The following is a 22,802-nucleotide window of genomic DNA, read 5'->3' as shown; positions in this document are numbered from 1 at the left end:
GAAGCCAAGGCCACCGCCCGCACCCAAAGGGAGAGCCTCACGCCAGGTCCACCTCCTTTCCATAGCGGCGGTAAAGGCGCAAGGCCACCAGGGTAAGGAGGATGAGGACCAGGCTCAAGGCGGCCCCGTAGGGCCAGTCCCGCATGGTGTAGAAGGCCTGCTGGACGAGGTTCCCCACCAGAAGGTGCTTGGCCCCGCCCAGGAGGTCGGGGACCACGAACATGCCCATGGCGGGAATAAAGGTGAGGATCACCCCCACGGTGAGCCCAGGCAGGGTCTGGGGCAAAACCCCGTGCACAAAGGTGCGCCAGGGCCCGCCGTAAAGGTCCTGCGCCGCCTCCACCAGGCTCGGGTCCAGGCGCTCCACGCTGGAGTAGAGGGGAAGGACCATGAAGGGCAAAAAGGCGCTCACCATCCCCACGTACACCGCGAAGGCGCTGGGGAAAAGGGCCATGCCGGGCTCCCAAAGGCCAAGACCCACCAGGAAGCGGGCCAGGGGCATCTCGGGGGCCAGGAGGAGCTGCCAGGCGTAGGTGCGGATCACCAGGTTGGTCCAGAAGGGGACGAGGACCAGGGCCAGGAAAAGGTAACGGCGGCGCCCCTCCTGGGCCCGGATGAAGAAGGCGATGGGGTAGGCCAGGAGCACGCAGATCAAGGTGGTCCAGAAGGCCACCCAAAGGGTGCGCCCCAGGGCCAAGAGGTTATCCAGGCTGAAGCCCAGGATCCCGAAGCCCAAAAGCCGGCGGTAGTTCTCCAGGCTGAAGTCCCAGACCACCTCGCCGAAGGCCCCCCGCTGGGCGAAGGAGAGGGGGATGAGGAGGAGGCTTGGCAGGAGGAGAAAGGCGAGAAGCCAAAGAAGCCCGGGGAGGAGGAGGAAAAGCCCCCGGCGGGCCAGGCTCGAGGCCGCGGTGAGCTCCCCGTACCAGACCAAAACCCTAGGCATCCAGCACCACCAGCCCCTCTTCAGGCAGGCGCACGAAAACCCCTTCCCCGGGGGCCAGCCTCAAAGCGGTGCGCACCCGAAGGGCAGGCTCCAGGAAAGCCTCCAGGTAAGCCCCCCGGTAGACCACCTCCCGCACCCGGGCAGGGAAGCTCCCCGGGACCGCCTCCTTAAAGACCTCCACCCGCTCGGGCCGGAGGGCAAGGAGCCCCTCCGCCCAGGGAACCCGTAGGGGGAAAACCCCAAAGGGGGTCTCCACCCCCTCCCCCACCCGGCGGGCAGGGATGAGGTTGGCCACCCCCAAAAACTCCGCCACGAAGCGGGTCTTGGGGCGCTCGTACACCTCCTCCGGGGTGCCCACCTGGAGGAGGGCCCCGGCCTCCATAACCCCGATGCGGTCGGAAACGGCCATGGCCTCCTCCTGATCGTGGGTGACCAGGATGAAGGTGGTGCCCAGACGCCGTTGCAGGTTGCGGAGCTCCACCTGCACCTCGGCCCGGAGCTTGGCGTCCAGGGCGCTCAAAGGCTCGTCCAAAAGGAGCACCTGGGGTTCGTTCACCAGGGCCCGGGCCAGGGCCACCCGCTGCTTCTGCCCCCCCGAGAGCTGGTGGGGGTAACGGTGCAAAAGGGTCTCCAAGCGCAAAAGCCCCAGGGCGTACCCCACCCGGGCCCGCACCTCCGCTTCAGGGAAGCGGCGGCTGCGCAGGCCGAAGGCCACGTTCTCGTACACCGTGAGGTGGGGGAAAAGGGCGTAGTTCTGGAAGACGGTGTTCACCGGCCGCTTGTGGGCGGGCAGAGGGGTGAGGTCCCGCCCGTTCAGGAGCACCCTGCCCTCGTCGGGGATCTCAAACCCCCCCACGAGGCGGAGCAAGGTGGTCTTGCCGCACCCCGAGGGCCCAAGGAGGGTGAAAAACTCCCCGGGCCGCACCGCCAGGGAGATCCCCTTCAGGACCTCCACCTCCCCGAAGCGCTTGCGCAGGTCCTGAAGGACCAGCCCCGTCCCTTCCTCCACCTTGGCCGCCATCCTAGCATCCTTGAGCGCGGGCCTTCCCCAGGTCACACGCTCACCTCCAGGGCCCCCTCCAGGCGCCCAAGCCCCTCCTCCACCTCCTCAAGGGAGGCCACCAGGGGGACCAGCACCCTCAGGACGTTGCCGAACATCCCCGCCTTCAGGAGGATGAGGCCCCGCGCCCGGGCCGCTTCCAGGACCCGCTGGGCCAGCTCGGGGGCGGGCTCTTTGCCCACGGGGTCCCGCACCAGTTCCAGGGCCACCATGGGCCCAAGCCCCCGCACCTCCCCCACCTGAGGGAAACGGGCCTTCAGCCGCTCTAACCCTTCCCAAAGGCGCCGGCCCAGGGCCTCGGCCTTCTCCAGCAGGCGCTCCTCCGCGAAGACCTCCAGCACCGCAAGCCCCGCGGCGCAGGCCAAGGGGTTGCCCGCGTAGGTGCCCCCCAGGCCCCCGGGCTGGGGGGCATCCATGACCTCGCTCCGCCCCACCACCCCCGACAAGGGGAGCCCCGCGGCCACGCTTTTGGCAAAGGTGAGGAGGTCGGGGACCACCCCGCTGTGCTCTATGGCCCACATCCTTCCCGTGCGGCCAAACCCGGACTGGATCTCGTCGGCCACCAGGAGGATGCCATGGGCCGCGGTGAGCCGGCGCACCGCCCGCAGATACTCCGGGGAAAGGGGAATAAACCCCCCTTCGCCCAGAACGGGCTCGAGGATCACGGCCGCCACCCGCTCCGGGTCCACCTGGGTGCGGAAAAGCTCCTCCAGGCCCTCCAGGGCCTGGGCCTCGGAAACCCCCCGGTAGGGGTAAGGGGCGGGGGCGTGGTAGACCTCGGGGGCGAAGGGGCCGAAGTTCTGCTTGTAGTAGGAGGCCTTGCCCGTGAGGGACATCCCCAGGAGGGTACGGCCGTGAAAGCTGTGGGTGAGGGCCACCACCGCCGGCCGGTTCGTGTAGGCCCGGGCGATCTTCACCGCGTTCTCCACCGCCTCCGCCCCCGTGGTGAGAAAAAGGGTCTTCTTGGGAAAATCTCCCGGGGTCATGAGGGCCAGCCGCTCCGCCAGGCGGACATAGGGTTCGTAAGGGGTCACCTGGAAGCACACGTGGGTGAAGCGCTCCAGCTGGGCCCTCACCGCCTGCAGGACCCGGGGGTGCCCGTGGCCCACGTTCATGACCCCGATGCCCCCAGCGAAGTCCAGGTACTCCCGGCCGTCCACGTCCCAAAGACGAACCCCCTGGGCCCGGGCCACGAAGACGGGGTGGGCCTGGGCCACCCCCCGGGGCACGAACCGCTCCCTTGCCTGCCAAAGCGCCTGGTTCCGCGACTCCATGAGGGCCACCTTGCCTCCTTTGAGGCCCAAGGATACGCCGGGGAACCCGGCCCTTCAATGTATGGCTCGCACAAAAATCCTCAAGTCTTTTTGTCCTCTAGCTCCCAAACCCGGGCGGCAAGCTCCAGAAGGAACCGGTCCTCGGGGCTGTCCAGCGATACCCCAAGCCGCTCCTCCAGCCGCCTCAAGCGGTAGCGGAGGGTGTTCAGGTGGACCCCCAAGGCCTGGGCGGCCCCCTGGTAGGCAAACCCCGCCCGCACCCAGGCGAGAAGCGCTTCCCGCTCCCGGGGGCGGAGGGGCTTCAGGAGGGCTAAAAGCTCCTGCCGGGCCTCGAGGTCCCCGAGGAGGAAGCGGGGGACCAGGTGGGCCTCGTACCGGTACACCCCTGGGGCGGTGAAGGCCGAAAGCCGCTCCACCTCCTCCAAGGCCCGGGCCAGATCCAAAGGGGCGTAGGCCCGGGAAAAGTACAGGGGCCAGGGCCGGTCCAAGGCGCGGGCGAAGGCCTCGGGGTCCAGCCCCTCGGGCAGGAGGAAGCGCACCTGGTTGAGGTTCACAGAGAGCACCGCCCCCACGCCCATGCCCCTAAGCAGGCCCCGCACCTCCCCCAAGGCCCGCTCCCGCTCCTGGAAAGCCCGCTCCGAAAGGGGCAGGCTGAGGGGCAGGAGGGCCACCCCCAGCCGGTACCGCCGCTTAAGGTCCAAGCCAAAGGCCCGGGCCCGCTCCGGGGTAAGGGCCTCCCGCTTCCCCTCCAAAAGGGCATCCAAGAAGGCGTAGCCCAGGCGGGCTTCCCGCTCGGCCAAGGCCCGCTGGTGGGCCAGGATGAGCCCGGCCATCAGGGCGGCGTTCTCCAGGGCCCGGGCCTCGGCCTCCTCCAGGGGCCCCTCCAGGACCAGATACCCCACCCGGTCCCGGCCCAGGGGCACAGGCACCGCCACCCCCCCCTCGGGCGCCTCGGCCCAGCGCACCTCCTGGCCTAGGAGACGGGAAAGGTAGGCGAGAAAGGAGGCCAGGTCTTCCCGCTCCAAAAGGGCGGCCATGAGGGCCCGGTGCAGGGCCTGGACCCGCTCCTGCACCTCCAGCTGGCGGGCCAAAAGCCGCCTCAGCACCTCCTCCGTGACCTGGGCAAAGGGCACCTCCCAAGGGAGCTCCAGAACCGCCACCCCCGCCTCGGCCAGGACCTCCAGGGCCGCTTCGGGAAACCGGTCAAAGAACTGGGGCACCGCCAGAACCACCCCCGCGGGCTCCGCCGCCGCCAGCTCCCCGGCGAAGCGCCTCAGGGCCGCCACCTCCCGGGGCCAGGCGTACCCTGTGGAGAGGAGAAGCTGCCCCTTGCGCACCCAGGGCGCGGGCTCCGGCAGGTCCACCACGTGCACCCAGGTCACGGCCCGCCCCCCATCCCCCGCCAGCAGGCGGGCCCGGGAGAGGGAGGGAAGCTGCAAAAGCTGGCTTAGGGGCAGACCCGGCATGGGCGTGGCGGTTCCATCCTACCCTGTTCCAAGGCGGGGTTAACGGCCTTTCAGGGCCGCCACCACCTCCTCCGGGGTGTCCAGGGGGGTGAGGAGGCTAAGGTCCTCCGGGGCGATGGCCCCCTCCTCCGCCAAAAAGGCCATCCAGCGGAGAAGCCCCTCCCAGTAGGCCCGGTCCAGGGCGAAGACGGGAAAGGGGTGGACCTTCTCCGTCTGGATGAGGACCAGGACCTCGGAAAGCTCGTCCAGGGTGCCGAAACCCCCGGGAAGGAAGACAAACCCCTGGGCGTAGCGCACGAAGAGGACCTTGCGCACGAAGAAGTAGCGCAGGTGCAGGGCGTGGGTCTGGTAGGGGTTGGGCTTCTGCTCCTGGGGGAGCTCGATGTTGAGCCCCACGCTCACCCCTCCGGCCTCATAAGCCCCCCGGTTCACCGCCTCCATGACCCCGGGGCCGCCCCCCGTGACCACCCCGTAGCCCGCCTGGGCCAGGGCTCGGCCCAGGCGGTAGCCCAGCTCGTAGGCGGGGTGGCCCTCGGAAAAGCGGGCGGAGCCGAAGACGGAAACCAGGGGGACCTCTATCTCGGAAAGGACCTCAAACCCCTCCACGAACTCCGCCATGATGCGGAAAAGCCGCCAGGCGTCCCCGTGGTGGAGCTGGTCAATGAGGGGCTTCTTGGGCATGCCCCTTTATAACTCCTCCAGGCCCACCCGCCGCACCTCCAAGACCTCCTCCCCGAGCCTTTGGGCCAGGGCGCGGTAGGCCTCGGGGTCCCCGGTGACGTAGTGGACCACCCGCCCCCTGCCTTCCGGGTTCAAAAGCCCCTCCGCCTCAAGAACCCGGGCCACCTTCTTGGCGGTGGCCTCCGCGGAGTCAATGAGCCGCACCCCTGGGAGGACCTGCCCGATCACGGGCTTCAGGAAGGGGTAGTGGGTGCAGCCCAGGATGAGGGCCTCGAGGTCCTTGGGGGCCTCCTCCAGGTAGTGCCGGGCCACCAACAGGGCCACGGGGTCCTCCCAAAGCCCCTCCTCCACCAGGGGGACGAAGAGGGGGCAGGCCTTCTTCCAGGCGATGTCCAGGTGGCGCTCGTAGGCCCCGCTTCCCACCGTGGCCTGGGTGCCGATGAGGCCCACCTTGGCGTGGGCGCGGGCCTCCTCCGCCGCGGGCTCCAACACCCCAAAGACGGGCACGGAAAGGTCCTCGGCCAGGTCCGGAAGGGCAGCGGACGAGGCGGTGTTGCAGGCCACCACGATGGCCTTTACCCCCTCCCGGAGGAGAAAGCCCGCGATCTCCCAGGCAAAGCGGCGCACCATGGGAAGGGGCTTGCCCCCATAGGGCACGCGGGCGGTGTCCCCGAAGTAGAGGAAGTCCTCCCGGGGAAGGCGCTCCCTCAGGGCCCTAAGCACCGTAAGCCCCCCCACCCCGGAATCAAAAACCCCGATGGGCCTCCGTACGTCCCTCACGAGGGGGCATCATACTTTAGGGGGCGTGCTATACTAGCGGAGTTGCCCCGAGGGGGCGCTTGGGAGGTGCGCAAGTTGAGGCTGGTCACGTCTGAATCCGTTACCGAAGGGCACCCGGACAAGCTGGCGGACCGGGTCTCCGACGCCATCCTGGACGCCCTCATCGCCCAGGACAAGAAGGCCCGGGTGGCGGCCGAGACCCTGGTCACCACGGGTCTGGTCTTCGTGGCGGGGGAGATCACCACGGAAGGGTACGTGGACATCCCCGGGCTGGTGCGCAAGACGGTGCGGGAGGTGGGCTACACCCGGGCCAAGTACGGGTTTGACGCGGACACCTGCGCCGTGCTCACCGCCATAGACGAGCAGTCCCCGGACATCGCGGGCGGGGTCAACCTCTCCTACGAGTGGCGGGTCCTGAAGTCCACCGACCCCCTGGACCGGGTGGGCGCGGGGGACCAGGGCCTCATGTTCGGCTACGCCACCGACGAAACCCCCGAGCTCATGCCCCTCCCCATCACCCTGGCCCACCGCCTCACCATGCGCCTGGCGGAGGTGCGCAAGACGGGCCTCCTCCCCTACCTCCGCCCCGACGGCAAGGCCCAGGTCACCGTGGTCTACGAGGGGGACCGGCCCCTTTACGTGAAGACCGTGGTGGTCTCGGCCCAGCACTCCCCCGAGGTGGAGCAGGACCAGCTCCGCGAGGACCTCATCCGCGAGGTGGTGCGCCAGGCCATCCCCCCCGAGTACCTAAAGGAGGGGGAGACGGAGTACCTCATCAACCCCTCGGGCCGGTTCATCCTGGGGGGCCCCCACGCGGACACCGGCCTGACGGGGCGGAAGATCATCGTGGACACCTACGGGGGGGCGGTGCCCCACGGGGGCGGGGCCTTCAGCGGCAAGGACCCCACCAAGGTGGACCGTTCCGCCAGCTACTACGCCCGCTACATGGCCAAGAACCTGGTGGCGGCGGGGCTTGCCAGGAGGGCCCTGGTGGAGCTGGCCTACGCCATCGGCAAGGCCCGGCCCGTGTCCATGCGGGTGGAGACCTTCGGCACCGGCATCCTCCCCGACGAGAAGCTCACCCAGATCGTGGCCAAGGTCTTTGACCCCAGGCCCCAGGCCATCATTGAGGAGCTGGACCTCCTGAGGCCCATCTACACCCCCACCTCCGCCTACGGCCACTTCGGCCGGGCGGGCTTCCCCTGGGAGGAGACGGACCGGGTGGAGGCCCTGAGGCAGGAGGCCGGGCTCTAAGCCTTCTTTGGATCCCCACCGGAGCCTCTGCTCCGGTGGGGCGTTTTTAGCCCACCTCCACCCGGTTCTTGCCCTTGCGCTTGGCCCGGTAGAGGGCCTCGTCCGCCCGCTTGAGGAGGGAGAGGGGGGAGTCCGTGGGGGCGGCCTGGGCTACCCCGATGCTCACGGAAAGCCCAGGCACGGGGGGCACCGATAGGGCCCGCACCGCCTGCCTCAGGCGCTCCGCCAGGGGGAGGGCCTGGGCCAGCTCCGTCTCCGGGAGGAGGACGGCAAACTCCTCCCCCCCAAGGCGCACCGCCCGGTCGCTCACCCGGATGCCCCCTTCCAACACCCGGGCCAGGGCCTTTAGGACCTGGTCCCCCACGTCGTGCCCGAAGGTGTCGTTCACCTTCTTGAAATCGTCCAGGTCCAGGACCATGAGGGAGAGCGGCCTTCCGTAACGCTGGACCCGGGCGAGCTCCCTTTCCAGGATGAGCTCCGCGTAGCGGCGGTTGCGCAGGCCCGTGAGGAAGTCCTTGTGGGCGTCCAGCTGGGCCTCGAGGTACCCCTCCTTGATGCGCACCAGCATGTAGAGGAGGAGGACGTAGGCCAGGTTGGAGCCGAAGAACTGGGCCAGGGCGTTCAGGTGGACGGGGTGGAAATGCCCCCGCACCCCCCCAAAGAGGGCCAGAAGGAAGGCGGAAAGGAGGTAGATCACCGCCAGGCGCACCGCCCTCCCGCTTGGGAAGAAGAGGAAGCTGGAAAAGTAAACGAAGGGAAACCAAAAGGCCGCGGGGGAGAGGCCCAAGGGGTTGGGGGCCAGGAGGAGCTGGTAGCCCAGGGTGGCAAGGAGGTAAAGGGCCACCACGGCGTGGGCCGAGGGCAGGACCCAGGCGGCCGCCTGGGGCCGGAAGAGGAGGACCAGGGCCAGCGCGCTGAACCCCAGGGCCAAGAGGGGGAGGAAGAGGCGGTCCACCGGGTCCACCCCCTGGCCCGAGGTCAAGAGGGCCACCAGGGCCAGAACCCCCCCCAGGGGCAGGAGCACCAGGGCCACCCTCCGCCGCAGGGGGTTCAGGGGGTCCAGGAGCTCCAGGGTGGGGTGCACCTTTTCAGCTTAATCCGGAGGGCGGAAGGGGCGGGGCGTTAACCGCCGTTAAAGGGCCTCAGCGCAGGACCAGGGTGAAGCCCGCCCCGAACCCCTCCCCTTCCACCTTGGGGGAGAGGAGAAGGTCGGCCCTAAAGATCCCGTCCTGACGGTTGCGCACGTTAGGGAGGCCCCGGGTGCGGTAGGGCGGCCGGGCGTAGACGGCCTCGATGACCTCCTCGGGAAAAAAGAGTTGGGTCACGAGAACCCTCCCCCCCGCCTCCACCCGCAGGTGGAAGTGGGGGGTGCGCCCCGGGTACCAGCCGGGGAAATGGGTGAGGAACTCCACCCCGCCCCCCTCGTCCGCAAGCTCGTACCCCCGGAAGGCCACCCCCGGCATTTGGAAGCCCGAGTACCGCCCCAAGGGGTCCGCGTGCCAGAGGTCCACCCGGGCCCCCCTAAGGGGGCGGCAGAGGGCGTCCTGCACCAGGAGGCGGAGGCGGAAGGGAACCCCCTCCCCCTCCCTTAAGTCCCGCCTCCTCGGCACCCCGGCCAGGTAGTAGGGGCCCTGGGCCAGGGCCGGGGTGGGGGTGCAGGCCCCTTGGGCCAGAACGGGCCCGGAAAGGGCTAGGGCCAGGGCCTTCAGAAGGGCGCGCCGGTTCATAACCGCCTCAAGGTGAGCTCTACTTCCAGCCGGATGCGGTTCTCCACCCCCAACACCACCGGCACCCGGGGCTGGACCAGGCGGAAGCGTTCAAAGGGGAACTCCGTCTTCAAGGAAACCCGCACCTCCTCCCCGAAGACCGCCTCCCCCTCCCAAACCACCTCCTGGGTCACGTCCCGGAGGGTAAGATCCCCCACCACCCGTACGGGGTGGCGGCCCTGGCGGGGAAGGGGGTTGGGCAGGCCCTCCACCCGCTTGGGGCGGAAGGTGGCGGTGGGGAAGCGGTCCGTCTGGAGGGTGTTCTGGCGGAGGTAGTTGTCCCGCCGAGCCTGGTCGCTCCTAAGCTCCCTTAGGTCCACCACGAACTCCCCCTGGGCCTCAGGGCCCTTTAGGACCACCCGGCCCGTCACCGCCTTGGTGGCCCCCACCGCGTCGGCCACGCCCACGCCCAAAAGCTCCTCCCGCACCCGGTAGCGGGCCTCCCCTGAGGCCACCTCAAAGGTCTGGGCCAGGGCTAAGGTGGAAAAGACCGCCGTCCATACCCAAAGCGCTCGCATACTGTCCCCCTTGCTATGAAAACCATAGCCCACGTAGGTTAGAAACGGGTTAGGGAACCCCCAAGGGGAAAGGAGGGTAGACTTAGGCCATGGTCCGGGCGGTGCTCTTTGACGTGGGGAACACCCTCATCCTCGCGAGCCCCCGCTTCTGGCTCCTTCCCCTCCTCGCGGAACGGGGCCTGAAGCCCAAGGGGGATTTCCGGAAGGCGGCCCTCGAGGCCTTCCGCTTCTACGAGGAGCACCACCTGAAGGCCCGGGACCTGGAAGGGGCCCTTCTCCTCTGGCGGGCTTTCCACCGGAGGCTCCTCCTGGGGCTTGGGCTAGAGGAGGAAAAGGCGGAGGCCCTAAGCCGGGAGCTGGTGGCGAACTGGAGGAACCCCCGCTTCTGGCCCCTCACCCCCGGGGCGGAGGCCACCCTGCGGACCCTCCGGGCCAAGGGGTACCGCCTGGCGGTGGTGTCCAACTGGGACGCCACCCTGCCCGAGATCCTGGAGGTGGTGGGCCTTAGGCCCTACTTCCACCACCTGGCGGTGAGCGCCCTCTCCGGGGTGGCCAAGCCCGACCCCGCCCTTTTCCAGGAGGCCCTTTCCGCCCTGGAGGTGGCCCCGGAGGAGGCGGTGCACGTGGGGGACTCGGAGGCGGACCTAAGGGGAGCGGAGGCCGCCGGGGTGAGGGCCCTCCTCTTTGACCCCTTGGGGGAGAACCCGAGGGCCCTCCACGCCCTTCCCCAGGTGCTAGACTACCTCCCATGAGCGTCCGCAAGGCCCTCTGGGGGGAGAAGCAGGAGGCCATAGAGGAAAGCCTCAAAGCGGCGGACGAGGATCTTTTCCGCTACATCCGCGACTTCGCCTACGAGGAGGTCCTGGCCCGCCCGGGGCTGGACCTGAAAACGCGGGAGCTCCTGGCCATCACCGCCCTCATCGCCCTGGGGAGCCCCAAGGAGCTCGCCACCCACCTGGAAGGGGCCTTTCGGGCAGGGGCCACGGAACGGGAGGTGCGGGAGACCATCCTCCAGTCCGCCCTCTTCCTGGGCTTCCCCCGGGCCCTCGCGGCCATGCGCATGCTGGAGAAGGTCTTAAAGGCCCATGGTGCTCCTCACCCGCGGGAAGGATAAGGCCCTACTGGAAAAGCTCCGCGCCCAGGGGATCCCCACGGAGGAGGTGGCCCTTTTGGAGCAGGTGGACCTCCCCGGCCTCCATCTCCTCCCCCAAAAGCTTAGGGGGGCGGACTGGGTGGCGGTGACCTCCAAGGAAGGGGCAAGGCGCCTCCTTTGGGCCTGGAAGGGGGCGGGACGCCCCCCCTTACGGGTGGCCGCGGTGGGGGAGGGGACGGGGGAAGCCCTAGGGGCCGGGGGGCTCTCCCCCGCCTTCCTCCCCCCCAGGGCCACCGCGAGGGACCTGGCCCAGAGCTTTCCCGAGGCCAAAAGGGTGCTCTTCGTGGCGGGGGACCTGGCGGGGGGGGCGCTGGAGGAAGGCCTGCGGGCGCGGGGGGTGGAGGTGGAGCGCTTAGAGGTCTACGCCACCCGGGAAAGACCCCTAAGCCCGGAAGAGATCGCCCTTCTGGAGCGGGCGGAGGTGGTGGCCCTCTTCAGCCCCAGCGGGGCCCGGGCCTACGCCCGCTGGACGAAAAGGCGCCCAAGGGCGGCCTGCATCGGCCCCAGCACGGCCCAGGAGGCCCTAAGCCTCGGCTTTCCCGTGGTGGAGGCGGACAGGCCGGGCCTCGAGGGGCTTTACCGGGCCATCCTGAAGGCCTGGGGGGGATAAGGAAAAGGCCCCCTTTACCCCCCTTCCCCGGGATAGATGTCCCGGCCCCTTAGGGCTAGACTGTAGGAGGCGTATGCCGCTCTCCTTGTACCTGGTGGGCCTCTCCCACAAGACCGCTCCCCTAGCGGTGCGGGAGCGGGCGGCTTTGGATCCCCTGGTGGCCCTGCCTGCGGCCTTAAGGCGGCTCGGCGTGGGGGTGGTGCTTTCCACCTGCAACCGCACGGAGATCTACGGGGTGGGAAGCCTCGAGGCCGCCCGCGCCCTCCTCCTGGAGCGGGGGGTGGGCCCGGCCCACCTCTACGAGAAGCGGGGGGTGGAGGCCCTGCGCCACCTCTTCCGGGTGGCCGCGGGCCTGGACTCCTTGGTGATGGGGGAGGCCCAGATCCTGGGCCAGGTGCGGGAGGCCCTTTTCCTCTCCCGGAAGCACGGGGCCACGGAGGGCCTGCTGGAAAAGGCCTTCCAGTCCGCCCTGGCCCTGGGCAAACGGGCCCGGAGCGAAACCGCCATCGGCCAGGGGGCGGTGAGCGTGGCCTACGCCGCCTTGGACCTGGCCCTGGCGGTCTACGGGGACCTTTCCGGGCTCAAGGTGGCCGTATTGGGCGCGGGGGAGATGGCGGAGCTTTTCCTCACCCACCTAAAGGCCCAGGGGGTGGGGGAGGTCCTGGTGGTGAACCGCACCCCCCAAAAGGCCCTAGCCCTGGCGGAGCGGGTGGGGGGGCGGGCCTTCGGCCTGGAGGCCCTCAAGGAGGTGCTGAAGGAGGCGGACCTGGTGGTGGCCTCCGCGGCCGCCCCCCACTACCTGATCCACCCCGAGGACCTGCCCAGGAGGCGGAAGCCCCTTTTCCTGATTGACATCGCCCTTCCCCGGAACATCCACCCCGAGGTGGCCCGCCTGCCCCACGCCTACCTCTACAACCTGGACGACCTGGAACGGGTGGTGCAGAAGAACCTCGAGGCCCGCAAGGGCGAGATCCCCAAGGTGGAGGCCCTCATTGAGAAGGCCGTGGGGGACTACCTGGAGTGGTACGCGGGCCACCGGGTGCGCACCGCCATAGAGGAGGTCCGCCTGCGCATGCGCCGGTGGGTGGAGGCGGAGATGCCGGAGGCCGACCCCCTCACCCTGCACAAGGAGGCGGGCCGGCGGGCCCACCCCCTTATCCTGAACCTGAAGCGGCAGGCCATCCGCCGCCTGGAGGGGCCCCCCTGCCCCGCGGCCTGCCCCCTCCTGGCCCTGAAATGACCCTCCTAAGCCTCCTGGCCTTCCTGGGGCTCGGCCTTTTGGGGCTTGGGCTCTTCTGGCCCTGGGGGGCGTGGCTGGGGGGTGCGGTTTACCTCCTCACCGCCCTCCTGGAGGCCCTGGCCAAGGGCCCCCTCACCAGCCCCGCCCAGCTGGCCCTCCTGCTAGGAGGGCTTCTCGCCCTGCGGGCGGGGACCCTCTTCCTACGGCCCCGCCTGGCCCTTCTCCGCCGCTACCTCCTCCTTCTCGCCCTTCTCCTGGGCCTCTTCGCCCTAAAGGCCCTCCCCCACCCCGGGGGGCCCCTGCCCCTGGGCCTCACCCTGTTCCACGCGGGGGCCTTCCTGGTGGGGTACCTGGCCCTGGCGGTGGGGGTGGGGGCGGGGGTGCTTTGCGCCCTGCAGGACCGCTACCTGCGCACCGCCCCCGAGAAGGCCTTAAGCGCCCCCCCCCTTTGGAGCCTGAGGCGGCTGGAGCGGGCCTACGCGCGCGCGGGGTTCTTGGCCGTCACCTTGGGGCTGGGAAGCGGCATGGCCTGGGCCTTCGGGTACTTCGGCACGCCCTTAAGCCTGGACCCCAAGGAGCTTTCCGTCCTCTTTGGCTGGGCGCTCCTCGCCCTCTACCTGGCCCTGGAGGAGGGGCTTGGGGAGAGGGTTCGGGCGTGGCTTCTCCTTTTGGCCTACGCCGCGCTCCTTTTCGCCTTCCTGGGGGCGCCCTTCCTGGGCTCCCGCCACCCCTCGGGGCTGGGTTTTTAAAGTGTCAAGTTGGGGTTGACAAAATATAAACTTTGGGTTTACAATCCTCCTTGAAAGGAGGCGGGATGCTCGGCCCTTGGGGGTACCTAGAAGCGGGGAAGGCCCACCACCAGGCCCTTCTGGAGGAGGCGGAACGGGAACGGGGGCTAAAGCCCTTCCGGAGGCCCTGGAACGGGGTGCTCGCCCGCCTCCTAAAGGCCGCGGCCAAGGAGCTTTTGCGCCTGGCGGAGCGCCTGGAGCGCAAAGAGGCGGCCCATACCTGGCCGTCTTTGGGGAACATGGGACGGGAGGGATGAGGATGGAAGAGAAAAGGCGCGTGTTGGAGATGCTGCAGGCGGGGGCGATCGGCCTCGAGGAGGCCGAGGCCCTCCTCAAGGCCTTGGAGGAGAGGCCCAAGGGGGAGGCCCGCCTCCTTAGGGTGCGGGTCCAGGCCACGGATAAGGGCAAGCCCGTGCGCATCCAGCTGAACCTGCCCCTGGCCCTGGCCCAGATGGTGGAAACCTTTCTGCCCCAGGAGGCCAAGGCCAAGCTAAGGGAAAAGGGGGTGGACCTTTCCGCCCTCCTCCAGGAGGTGCGGACCGGGATCCCAGAGGGGAAGCTCCTGGAGGTGGCGGCGGAGGAGGACGGGGAGCCGGTGGAGATCCTGGTGGAGGTGGTGTAGAACCCATGGCCCACCCTGGCGTCCGAAGGCCCTACCCCCTACGGCCCCGCTTCCTGGTCCTGGGGGTGGGGGGCCTGAGGCTCCCCTGCCCCTTGAGCCTTCTGGAGTGGGGGCTTCTCCTCCTCCTCTTCGCCCTCAAAACCCGGGCCCTCCTGAAGGGAACCCGGTTTGGGGTGCCTTGGGAAGCGGTCTTTGCCCTGCGCGCCCTGCCCCCCACCCTTCTTTTCCAGGTCCGCGTGGAAGGCAAGGAGGTGCGGCTTGAGCTCCTTTAGGCCCATGCCCGTGCGCTGCCCCGCCTGCGAGGGGCCCCTTTCCGTGAAGGTCCTCCTCTGCCCCGCCTGCGGCACCGAGGTCTCGGGCCGCTTCGCCCCCAACGAGTTCGCCCTCCTTCCTAAGGAACACCTGGAGTTCCTAAGGCTTTTCGTAAAGGCCCGGGGCAACCTCAAGGAGGTGGAGCGGGCCCTGGGGGTCTCCTACCCCACGGTGCGGGCCAGGCTGGACGCCCTCCTGAAAGCCCTGGGTTATGAAGACGAGGAGGAAACCCGGGCCGGGCGCCTGGAGGTGCTGGAGGCCCTAAGGCGGGGGGAGATCACGGTGGAGGAGGCGGTGGCGCGGCTGAAGGAAGGGTGAAGCTGAAGGCCGTACCCTTCCCCACCTCGCTCTCCACCCAGATCTCCCCCCCGTGGGCCTCGAGGATGGCCTTCACGATGGCAAGCCCCAGCCCCGACCCCCCCCGGGCCCGGTCCCGGGCCTTGTCCACCCGGTAGAAGCGCTCAAAGAGGTGGGGGAGGTGCTCCTCCGGGATGCCTTCCCCGTCGTCCTCCACCCGCACCACCACCCGCCCCTCCACCCCGAAGGCCCGAAGCCACACCGTCTTGGCCCCGGCCTTGAGGGCGTTGGAGAGGAGGTTGGCGAAGACCTGGTGGAGCCGGTCCCTATCCCCCAGGACCCACAGGTCCGGGGAGGCCTCCACCCGGATCTCCCCCTCAAAGCTCTTGGAAAACTCCTCCTGCGCCTCTTCCAGAAGGTCCAGAAGGCGCAAGGGGGCGGGCTCCAAGCGCCAGCTTCCCGTCTGGGAGAGCTCCAAGAGGTCCGAAACCAGCTTGCCCATGCGCTCCGCCTCCCGCTTCACCACCTCCAGGCTCTCCCGCTGGGCCTCCGTGAGGGGGGTGCGGCGGAGGAGGTAGCCCACATGGCCCAGGATGGCCGTAAGGGGGGTGCGGAGCTCGTGGGAGGCGTCTTGGAGGAAGCGCACCTGGGCCTCCAGGGCCTTCTGGAGGCGGAGGAGCATCCCGTTTAGGGCCCGCACCAGGCTCCCCACCTCGTCCTGGACCAGGGGCTCGGGTAAGGGCTCGATCCGCCGGGGGAGGGCGCCCTCTGGGCCCACCAGGGTGCGGGCCTTGGCCGCCACCCACTCCAGGGGCTCCAGGGCCCGGGCGAGGAGGGGGCGGAGGAGGAGGAAGACCAAAAGGAGGACCAGAAGGGCCGTGGCCGCGTAGAGCCGGGCGAACTGGGCCAGGGTGGCCCGCACCCCCTCCACCGGGCGGCCCACCAGGAGAAGCCCCTTCCACGGGGTGCCCCCCACCCGCACCTCCACCTTCCGGCCGTAGACCAAAAGGACCAGGGGAGGCCCCTCCCGGGGCAGGGCCACCTCCGTCCAGACCTCCCCCCTATCCAGGAGGGCCCGGTAGGCCTCCTGGGAGAGAAGGAGCCGGTGGGCCCCCAGGGCGGGGCTTCTCTGCAGGCTGATCCCCCCCTCCCGGGCCAGGAGGGCGGGGTCCTCCTCCAAGACCAGCTGGATCTCCGCGTAGAGGTCCGCGGGGAGGCCCGCCTCCAAAAGGGCCTGCCCCCCCAGGTTCAGGAGGCGGACCACCTGGGCGCTGGCCTCCACCAGGTCCCGCTTCAGGCTCCCCAGGAGGAAGTTCCCCAAGAGGCCGTGGAGGACCACCCCCAGGACCAGAAGGGCCACCAAGAGGAGGCCGGTGGTGAGGAGGGCGATGCGGGCGCGGAGGGTCAAGGGGCCTTAGTCCTCCCGGAGCACGTAGCCCACGCCCCGGATGGTGTGGATGAGCCGCCGTTCCCCCCCCGCCTCCAGCTTCTTGCGCAGGTAGCCGATGTACACGTCCACCACGTTGCTTCCCCCCTGGTAGCCGGGCCAGACCTTCTCCTCGATCTCGTAGCGGCTGAAGACCTTGCCCGGGTTCCGGGCAAGGAGCTCCAAAAGCTCAAACTCCTTGTTGGTGAGCTCAATCCGGCGGCCCTGGCGGAAGACCTCCCGGCCCTCGAGGTTCAGGATGAGGTCCGCCACCCGGATCTCCCCGCTGATGGCCGGGGTCACCCGGCGCAGGTGGGCCCGCACCCGGGCCAGGAGCTCCTCAATGGAAAAGGGCTTCACCAGGTAGTCGTCCGCCCCCGCGTCCAGGCCCTCCACCTTGTCCTCCACCCGGTCCTTGGCGGTGAGGATGAGGATGGGCACGTTGGAGGTCTTGCGGATGCGCTTGGCCACCTCAATCCCGTCCATCACCGGGAGCATCAGGTCCAGGATGACCAGGTTGGGGCTCACCTCCCGGAAGCGGGAAAGCCCGGTGATGCCGTCGTGGGCCACCTCCGTGCGGTAGCCCTCCGCCTGGAGCTCCAGCTCTATGAAGCGGGCGATGTCCTTCTCGTCCTCAATGATCAGGATCAGAGGGGGTTCCATGCCTCCAGGGTACTCGCTTTCTCATGAGAAAGTAAAGGCGGGGCTAGAGGTAGAGGCTGAGGACCGCCAGGTACATGAAGAGGCTCCCCAGGAGGACGAGAAGGTGCCAAAGGCCGTGGAAGCCCACCCGGTCCGGCCAGGGGTTGGGGCGCTTCTTGGCGTAGACCACGGCCCCCAGGGTGTAGAAGGCCCCGCCCAGGGCCAGGAGGGCGAAGGTGGAAAGGGGTAGGTCCAGCCGGGGCAGGAAGAGGACGGAAAGCCACCCCAGGCCCAAATAGGCCAGGGTGTAGAGGAGGCGGGGGGCCTTGAGGAAGAAGAGGCGGAAGAGAACCCCCAAGAGGGCGAGGCCCCAGACCAGGCCCAACGCCCAGGCCCTCCCACCCCCCTCCAGCCCCTCCACCAGGAAGGGGGTGTAGCTTCCGGCGATGAAGAGGAAGATGGCCGCGTGGTCCAGGCGGCGGAGCCCAAGGAGGGCCTTTTCCCCCACCCTCAGGGCGTGGTAGAGGGCGCTGGCCAAAAACAGGAGGGCCATGGAAAGGCCGAAGGCGAGGAGGGCCGGCCAGGCCTCCCGGGGGGCGATCAGGAGGAGGGCCAGCCCCCCCACCAGGGCCAAGGGCACCCCCAGGGCGTGGCTTAGGGCGTTAAAGGGCTCGCGCAGCACACCCTAGCTTACCCCAAGGCGGGCCTCCAGCTCCGCCACCACGCGCACGGTGCGGAGGAGGGCGTCGGGGTTGAGGCTTAGGGAGTCTATCCCCTGCTCCACCAGGAAGGCGGCGAACTCCGGGTAGTCCGAGGGGGCCTGGCCGCAGATGCCCACCTTCCGCCCCTTGGCGTGGGCCTTCTCTATGAGGAGGGCGCAGAGCCTCTTCACCGTCTCCCGGCGCTCGTCAAAGAGGGGGGCCACCCGCTCCGAGTCCCGGTCCAGGCCCAAGGCCAGCTGGGTGAGGTCGTTGGAGCCGATGGAGAAGCCGTCAAAGAGCTCGGCGAAGGCCTCGGCCTCGAGGACGTTGGAGGGGATCTCCGCCATCACGTAGACCTGGAGGCCGTCCTCCCCCCGCTTAAGCCCCCCCTCGGCCATGGCCTCCAGCACCCTCATCCCCTCCTCCGGGGTGCGGCAGAAGGGCACCATGACCATGAGGTTCTTAAGCCCCATCTCCTCCCGCACCCGCTTCACCGCGGCCACCTCCAGGAGGAAGCCCTCCTTGTAGTCCGGGTGGTAGTAGCGGCTCGCCCCCCGCCAGCCCAGCATGGGGTTCTCCTCCTTGGGCTCAAAGAGGTGGCCCCCGATGAGGCGGGCGTACTCGTTGGTCTTGAAGTCGGAAAAGCGGAGGAGGACGGGCCTAGGGTAAAAGGCCGCGGCGATGAGGGCGATGCCCTGGCTTAGGGTGTCCACGAAGTAGGCCCGCTTGTCGCGGTAGGCCTCCGTGAGCTCGTCCACCTGGCGGCGCACCTCCTTGGGCAGGGTCTCGTAGCGGGTGAGGGCCAGGGGGTGGACGCGCACGTGGCTGGCAAAGATGAACTCCATGCGGGCCAGGCCCACCCCGTCCGTGGGGAGGAGGCTCGCCTTTAGGGCCTCCTCCGGGGTGCCCACGTTCACCAGGATCTGGGTGCGGGTCCTGGGCAGGGCCTCGGGGCGCACCTCCTCCACCTCAAAGGGAAGCCGCCCCCGGTAGACCCGGCCCACCTCCCCTTCCGCGCAGGAGACCGTGGTCTCCTCCCCTTCGGGGATGGCCCGGGTGGCCCCCACCGCCCCCACCACCGCGGGCACCCCCAGCTCCCGGGCCACGATGGCCGCGTGGGAGGTGCGCCCGCCCCGCTCGGTGACGATGGCCGCCGCCTTCTTCATGATGGGCTCCCAGTCGGGGTTGGTGGTCTCCGTGACCAGGACCTCCCCCTCCTGGAAGCGGTCCATCTCCTTGGGGTCTTTGAGGACCCGGGCCCGGCCCGAGGCGATGGCCTCCCCCACGGCGAGCCCCTCCGCCAACACCTCCCCCCGGGCGAGGAGGCGGTAGACCTTGAGGACCGGGGCCCGTTGGGCGTGGACGGTCTCGGGGCGGGCCTGGACCACGAAGAGCTCCCCCGTGACCCCGTCCTTGGCCCACTCGATGTCCATGGGGGTTGGGGCCCCCCGCTTCCCGGAGTAGTGCTCCTCGATGCGCAGGGCCCAGTCCGCAAGGAGGAGGGCCTCCTCGTCCTTCAGGGCGAAGGTGCTCCGCAGGTAGGGCGGGGTGGGCCGGTTTTTCAGGCGGCCCTCCTCTGGGTCGTAGACCAGGGTGAGCTCCTTGGCCCCCAGGCGCTTGGCCACCAGGGCCTTGTAGCCCTGGCGCAGGGTGTCCTTGTGCACGTAGTACTGGTCGGGCCCCACCCGCCCCTGGACGATGTTCTCCCCCAGGCCAAAGATGGCGGTGAGGTAGACGAAACCCCGGTGGCCGGTGTCCGGGTCCAGGGTGAAGATGACCCCGCTGGCCCCCCGGTCCGCCCGCACCATGCGCTGGACCCCCACGGAAAGCGCCACCTTCAGGTGGTCAAAGCCCATGTGGGCCCGGTAGCTGATGGCCCGGGCGGTGAAGAGGCTGGCCATGGCCCGCTTCACGTGGAGGAGGAGGTCCTCCTCCCCCTGGACGTAGAGGTAGCTCTCCTGCTGGCCGGCGAAGCTGGCGGTGGGGAGGTCCTCCAAGGTGGCGCTGGAGCGCACCGCCACGGGCAGGGCCTCCTCCCCCGCCCGCTCGCTTAGGGTGCGGTAGGCAAGGAGGATCTCCTCCTTGAGGTCCTCGGGGTAGGCCCCTTTCAGGATGAGGTTCCTCAGGCGGCGGCTTGCGCCTTGGAGGGCCTTGGGGTCCAAGGGGTCCAAGGCGGAAAGCTCCCGGGCGATGGCCTCTTCCAGGCGGTTTTCCCTAAGGAAATAGCGGTAGGCCTCGCTGGTGGTGGCGAAGCCCTCGGGCACCCTGACCCCCAGGGGGGTGAGGGTACGGATCATCTCCCCCAAGGAAGCGTTCTTCCCCCCCACCAGGGGGACGTCCTCGAGGCCCACCTCTTCAAAAAACCGGACCCACCTCACGGCACGCCTCCTTTCCTCAGGGCTTCCTTAAGGACGGCCTCCTCCTTCTCCCCCTCGTACTGGGCCTCCTCGGTGAGGAAAAGCCGGTGGGGCAGGGCCAGGAAGGCCGCGTCCTTGAGCTCCTTCCAGTCCAGAAAGGGCTTGCCCCGCAGGTAGGCCAGGGCCTGGGCCAGGGCCAGCCAGGCCTTGGCCCCCCGGGGGGAGAGGCCCATGCGCAGCCTCCGGTCCTCCGAGAGGAGGAAGGCCACGTTCACGATGGCCTCCAGGGCCTCCTTGGCCACCCGCACCCCCTGGACCTCCCCCCGCACCCCAAGAAGGTCCACCCCCTGGGGCTCCGGGGGGGTGGGGGGCTCGGTGAGGATCCGGAGCCAGACCTCGCGCCGGGGGGGGCGGAAGGGGATCTTGGCCATGAAGCGGTCCAGCTGGGCCTCAGGGAGGGGGTAGGTGCCCTCCAGCTCCAGGGGGTTCTGCGTGGCCACCACGAAGAAGGGCTGGGGGAGGGGGTGGCGCACCCCCCCCACGGTGACCGCCCCCTCCTGCATGGCCTCCAGGAGGGCGGACTGGACCTTGGGGGGGGCGCGGTTCACCTCGTCCGCCAGGACCACCTGGGCGAAGAGGGGACCCCGGATAAACTCAAAGCGCCCTTCCCGGAAGACCTCGCTCCCCGTGAGGTCCTGGGGGAGGAGGTCGGGGGTGAACTGGATGCGCCTATACGTGAGGCCGCTCGCCCGGGCAAAGCTCTCCGCCAAGAGGGTCTTCCCCAGGCCGGGCATGCCCTCCAAAAGGGCGTGCCCCCCGGCGAGGAAGGTGGCGAGGAGGGCCTCGATGGCCTCCTCCTGGCCGAAAAGCACCCGGGAAAGGGCCTCCTTTAGGGCCTCCACCTAGGCCTCCCGCCTCTCCTGGACGATCCTTTGGGCCAGGTGGGGGGGGACCTCCTGGTAGTGGCTGAACTCCAGGGTGTAGGCCCCCGCCCCCCCGGTGAGGCCGGGAAGGGCCTTGTAGTACTCTAAGACCTCCGCCAGGGGCACCTCCGCCTGGACCACGCTTAGGGCCCCATCCTGCTCCATGCCCAGGATGCGCCCCCGCCTGGACTGGAGGTCGGAGAGGATGTCCCCCACCCGCTCCTGGGGGGCCACCACCTTGAGGCGGTAGATGGGCTCTAGGAGGGTGGGGCTTGCCATCTCCATCACCTTCTTGAAGGCCATGCTGGCGGCGATCTGGAAGGCCAGATCGGAGGAGTCCACCTCGTGGTAGGAGCCGTTAAAGACGATGGCCTTGAAGCCCATCACCGGGTAGCCCGCCAACACCCCCTTCTTGGCCGCCTCCAGGATGCCCTGCTCGATGGCCTCCTGGTACTTGCTGGGGATGACCCCGCCGGTGATGCGCCACTCAAAGCTGTACTCGGGAGCAGGCTCCAGGCGGAGCCACACGTCCCCGTACTGGCCGTGCCCCCCGGTCTGCTTCTTGTACTTCCCCTGCCCCTCGGCCACCTTCTTGATGGTCTCCCGGTAGGGCACCTTGGGCACGGAAAACTCCACCTCCACCCCGTAGTCCAAGAGGCGCTCCCTGGCGGTGGTGAGGTGAAGCTCCCCATGCCCCCAGAGGAGGAACTCCCCGGTCTCCTCCTGGCGCTCCAGCTTGAGGCTCGGGTCCTCCTCCAAAAGCTTCCTCAAGGCCTCCCCCAGCTTGGCCTCGTCCGTGCGCCCCTTGGGCCTTAGGGCCACGGGCACATTGGGCTCGGGGAGGCGGGCGAAGGGCACGGCCTCGCTTTCCGGCTTCTCCCCCTTCCAGAGGACCATCCCCCGGTGGAGGCTTTCGGCCTTGGGCAGGGCCAGGATGTAGCCCGCCTCCGCCCGTTCCACCTCCAGGAGGTCCTTGCCCATGGGCACGTAGAGGTGGGGGAGGCGCACCGCTCCGGCCTCGCTCTCCAGGGCATCCCCGGGGAGGAGCTGGCCCCGGTAGAGGCGGGCGTAGGCCACCTGGCCCATGAAGGGGTCCACCTGGACCTTGAAGACCTTGGCGAGGGGCGGCCCCTCCCCGAAGCGCTCCTCCGGGGAGGGCAGGGCCTCCAGGATGAGGTCCAAAAGGGGCAGGATGCCGATGCCGGCTAAGGCCCCCGCCAGGGCCACGGGGTAGAGGAGGCCCCGGCGCACCGCCTCGTGGAAGGCCTTTTCCAAGGCCTCCCCCGTGACCTCCTCCCCTTCTAGGTACTTCTCCAAAAGGCCCTCGTCCGTCTCCACGATGGCCTCGAGGACCTCCTGCCGGTAGGCCTGAGCCCGCGCCCGCTCGCCCTCGGGGACCTCGGCCTCCACCTCCTTGCCCCCCTCGTAGCGGTAGGCCTTCCCGTGGAAGACGTCTATAACCCCCACCCAGCGCCCCCCTTCGTAAAGGGGGAGGTCTATGGGCAGGATGGGGCCCAGGGTGGCCTTCAGGTCCTCCAGAAGGGCGTAGTAGTCCCCGCCCTTGTCCAGCTTGGTCACCACCACCATGCGGGGCAGGCCCAGGCGTTCGGCCACGGTCCAGGCCCTTTCCGTGCCCACCTGGACGCCGCTTTCCGCGGAGACCGCCACAAGGGCGGCGTCCGCGGCCTCGAGGGCCCCCCGGATCTCCCCCACGAAGTCCCCGTAGCCCGGGGCGTCCAGGAGGAAGACCTGGTGCCCCCGGTGCCGCAAGGGGACCACCCCCGTGCGCACCGTGGTGCGGTGGAGCTTGGCCTCCGGGGTGTAATCCGTGGTGGTGGTGCCCTCCTCCACCCGGCCCATCTTGTCCTTGGCCCCGGTTGCGACGAGCAGGGCTTCCGTGAGGGTGGTTTTGCCGCTTCCCGCATGGCCCACCAGGGCGACGGTTCGGATCATGGTCCCTCCTTCTTGGTGCCCATAGTATAGGACGGA

25 protein-coding genes are annotated in these 22,802 nt (G+C 69.3%); 10 read left to right on the top strand and 15 right to left on the bottom strand.

All coding sequences use genetic code 11. The annotated features are described in order from the left end of the window. Nucleotides 1-37: 37 nt before the first annotated feature. The 6 genes from B043_RS0100595 to murI all read right to left on the bottom strand — a co-directional run bounded on the left by B043_RS0100595 (nt 38) and on the right by murI (nt 6,204). A complete protein-coding gene (locus B043_RS0100595) occupies nt 38-943 on the bottom strand; it encodes an ABC transporter permease (protein ID WP_018460550.1) in 906 nt (301 codons plus the stop codon). Next, the gene (locus B043_RS0100590) at nt 936-1,964 is read right to left on the bottom strand and encodes an ABC transporter ATP-binding protein (protein ID WP_018460549.1); all 1,029 of its coding nucleotides are present in this window, start codon (nt 1,962-1,964) and stop codon (nt 936-938) included. Before B043_RS0100590 ends, B043_RS0100595 begins: the two co-directional genes overlap by 8 nt. Nucleotides 1,965-1,996: 32 nt before the next feature. Continuing rightward, nucleotides 1,997-3,286 (bottom strand): 4-aminobutyrate--2-oxoglutarate transaminase, encoded by a 1,290-nt coding sequence (gene gabT, locus B043_RS0100585; protein WP_026234054.1) that lies wholly within the window; start codon nt 3,284-3,286, stop codon nt 1,997-1,999. A gap of 71 nt (nt 3,287-3,357) precedes the next feature. Next, on the bottom strand, nt 3,358-4,743 hold the full coding sequence (locus tag B043_RS0100580) for a PucR family transcriptional regulator (RefSeq protein WP_018460547.1): 1,386 nt from the start codon (nt 4,741-4,743) through the stop codon (nt 3,358-3,360). A 39-nt stretch (nt 4,744-4,782) separates the two neighbouring features. Beyond that, entirely contained in the window at nt 4,783-5,424 is a 642-nt protein-coding gene (locus tag B043_RS0100575; RefSeq protein WP_018460546.1) for an LOG family protein, read from the bottom strand. Between the two features lie 6 nt (nt 5,425-5,430). Beyond that, a complete protein-coding gene (gene murI / locus B043_RS0100570) occupies nt 5,431-6,204 on the bottom strand; it encodes a glutamate racemase (protein ID WP_016328660.1) in 774 nt (257 codons plus the stop codon). Between the two features lie 75 nt (nt 6,205-6,279). Here murI and metK point away from each other — a divergent pair, with 75 nt between their 5' ends. Then, nucleotides 6,280-7,458: a methionine adenosyltransferase gene (gene metK, locus B043_RS0100565; RefSeq protein WP_038036726.1), complete on the top strand. Its 1,179-nt coding sequence runs from the start codon at nt 6,280-6,282 to the stop codon at nt 7,456-7,458. 46 nt (nt 7,459-7,504) lie between these two features. Here the strand turns inward: metK and B043_RS0100560 are convergent, their stop codons facing one another. From B043_RS0100560 to B043_RS0100550, 3 genes are read right to left on the bottom strand one after another with little or no spacing between them, the layout of a single operon-like run. Beyond that, on the bottom strand, nt 7,505-8,542 hold the full coding sequence (locus tag B043_RS0100560) for a GGDEF domain-containing protein (RefSeq protein ID WP_018460545.1): 1,038 nt from the start codon (nt 8,540-8,542) through the stop codon (nt 7,505-7,507). A 58-nt stretch (nt 8,543-8,600) separates the two neighbouring features. Then, the gene (locus B043_RS0100555; RefSeq protein ID WP_018460544.1) at nt 8,601-9,185 is read right to left on the bottom strand and encodes a dioxygenase family protein; all 585 of its coding nucleotides are present in this window, start codon (nt 9,183-9,185) and stop codon (nt 8,601-8,603) included. Then, entirely contained in the window at nt 9,182-9,742 is a 561-nt protein-coding gene (locus B043_RS0100550) for a YceI family protein (RefSeq protein ID WP_018460543.1), read from the bottom strand. The genes B043_RS0100555 and B043_RS0100550 overlap by 4 nt, the downstream gene beginning before the upstream one ends. A gap of 89 nt (nt 9,743-9,831) precedes the next feature. Here B043_RS0100550 and B043_RS0100545 point away from each other — a divergent pair, with 89 nt between their 5' ends. The 9 genes from B043_RS0100545 to B043_RS0100505 all read left to right on the top strand — a co-directional run bounded on the left by B043_RS0100545 (nt 9,832) and on the right by B043_RS0100505 (nt 14,785). Next, on the top strand, nt 9,832-10,494 hold the full coding sequence (locus B043_RS0100545; protein WP_018460542.1) for an HAD-IA family hydrolase: 663 nt from the start codon (nt 9,832-9,834) through the stop codon (nt 10,492-10,494). Beyond that, nucleotides 10,491-10,856: a carboxymuconolactone decarboxylase family protein gene (locus B043_RS0100540; RefSeq protein WP_016328654.1), complete on the top strand. Its 366-nt coding sequence runs from the start codon at nt 10,491-10,493 to the stop codon at nt 10,854-10,856. The genes B043_RS0100545 and B043_RS0100540 overlap by 4 nt, the downstream gene beginning before the upstream one ends. After that, on the top strand, nt 10,828-11,505 hold the full coding sequence (locus B043_RS0100535; RefSeq protein WP_018460541.1) for a uroporphyrinogen-III synthase: 678 nt from the start codon (nt 10,828-10,830) through the stop codon (nt 11,503-11,505). Before B043_RS0100540 ends, B043_RS0100535 begins: the two co-directional genes overlap by 29 nt. A 73-nt stretch (nt 11,506-11,578) precedes the next feature. Continuing rightward, a complete protein-coding gene (gene hemA, locus B043_RS0100530; RefSeq protein ID WP_018460540.1) occupies nt 11,579-12,745 on the top strand; it encodes a glutamyl-tRNA reductase in 1,167 nt (388 codons plus the stop codon). Then, complete coding sequence (ccsA, locus tag B043_RS0100525; RefSeq protein ID WP_018460539.1) at nt 12,742-13,494, top strand: cytochrome c biogenesis protein CcsA; 753 nt, start codon at nt 12,742-12,744, stop codon at nt 13,492-13,494. The genes hemA and ccsA overlap by 4 nt, the downstream gene beginning before the upstream one ends. 65 nt (nt 13,495-13,559) lie before the next feature. Beyond that, the gene (locus B043_RS0100520; RefSeq protein WP_018460538.1) at nt 13,560-13,790 is read left to right on the top strand and encodes a hypothetical protein; all 231 of its coding nucleotides are present in this window, start codon (nt 13,560-13,562) and stop codon (nt 13,788-13,790) included. A gap of 2 nt (nt 13,791-13,792) precedes the next feature. Next, a complete protein-coding gene (locus B043_RS0100515) occupies nt 13,793-14,155 on the top strand; it encodes an SHOCT-like domain-containing protein (RefSeq protein ID WP_016328649.1) in 363 nt (120 codons plus the stop codon). 5 nt (nt 14,156-14,160) lie between these two features. Further along, complete coding sequence (locus tag B043_RS0100510; RefSeq protein WP_018460536.1) at nt 14,161-14,427, top strand: hypothetical protein; 267 nt, start codon at nt 14,161-14,163, stop codon at nt 14,425-14,427. A 4-nt stretch (nt 14,428-14,431) separates the two neighbouring features. Next, nucleotides 14,432-14,785, top strand: a complete 354-nt coding sequence (locus B043_RS0100505) for a DUF2089 domain-containing protein (RefSeq protein WP_018460535.1) — start codon at nt 14,432-14,434, stop codon at nt 14,783-14,785. Here the strand turns inward: B043_RS0100505 and B043_RS0100500 are convergent. The 6 genes from B043_RS0100500 to B043_RS0100475 are packed head-to-tail and all read right to left on the bottom strand — an operon-like array spanning nt 14,745 to nt 22,766. Beyond that, a complete protein-coding gene (locus tag B043_RS0100500) occupies nt 14,745-16,172 on the bottom strand; it encodes a sensor histidine kinase (RefSeq protein ID WP_018460534.1) in 1,428 nt (475 codons plus the stop codon). The two genes, B043_RS0100505 and B043_RS0100500, sit on opposite strands and share 41 nt — an antisense overlap. Nucleotides 16,173-16,178: 6 nt before the next feature. Then, a complete protein-coding gene (locus B043_RS0100495) occupies nt 16,179-16,853 on the bottom strand; it encodes a response regulator transcription factor (RefSeq protein ID WP_016328645.1) in 675 nt (224 codons plus the stop codon). A 43-nt stretch (nt 16,854-16,896) separates the two neighbouring features. Further along, entirely contained in the window at nt 16,897-17,514 is a 618-nt protein-coding gene (trhA, locus tag B043_RS0100490; protein ID WP_018460533.1) for a PAQR family membrane homeostasis protein TrhA, read from the bottom strand. Between the two features lie 3 nt (nt 17,515-17,517). After that, nucleotides 17,518-19,911, bottom strand: a complete 2,394-nt coding sequence (gene ppsA / locus B043_RS0100485; protein ID WP_018460532.1) for a phosphoenolpyruvate synthase — start codon at nt 19,909-19,911, stop codon at nt 17,518-17,520. Beyond that, nucleotides 19,908-20,792: an AAA family ATPase gene (locus B043_RS0100480; RefSeq protein WP_018460531.1), complete on the bottom strand. Its 885-nt coding sequence runs from the start codon at nt 20,790-20,792 to the stop codon at nt 19,908-19,910. Before B043_RS0100480 ends, ppsA begins: the two co-directional genes overlap by 4 nt. Further along, nucleotides 20,793-22,766: an elongation factor G gene (locus B043_RS0100475; RefSeq protein WP_018460530.1), complete on the bottom strand. Its 1,974-nt coding sequence runs from the start codon at nt 22,764-22,766 to the stop codon at nt 20,793-20,795. Nucleotides 22,767-22,802 lie beyond the last annotated feature (36 nt).

Source organism: Thermus oshimai DSM 12092 (assembly GCF_000373145.1).
GTDB classification, from domain to species: Bacteria; Deinococcota; Deinococci; order Deinococcales; family Thermaceae; genus Thermus; species Thermus oshimai.
This window is presented reverse-complemented; position numbering and strand designations above follow the sequence as displayed.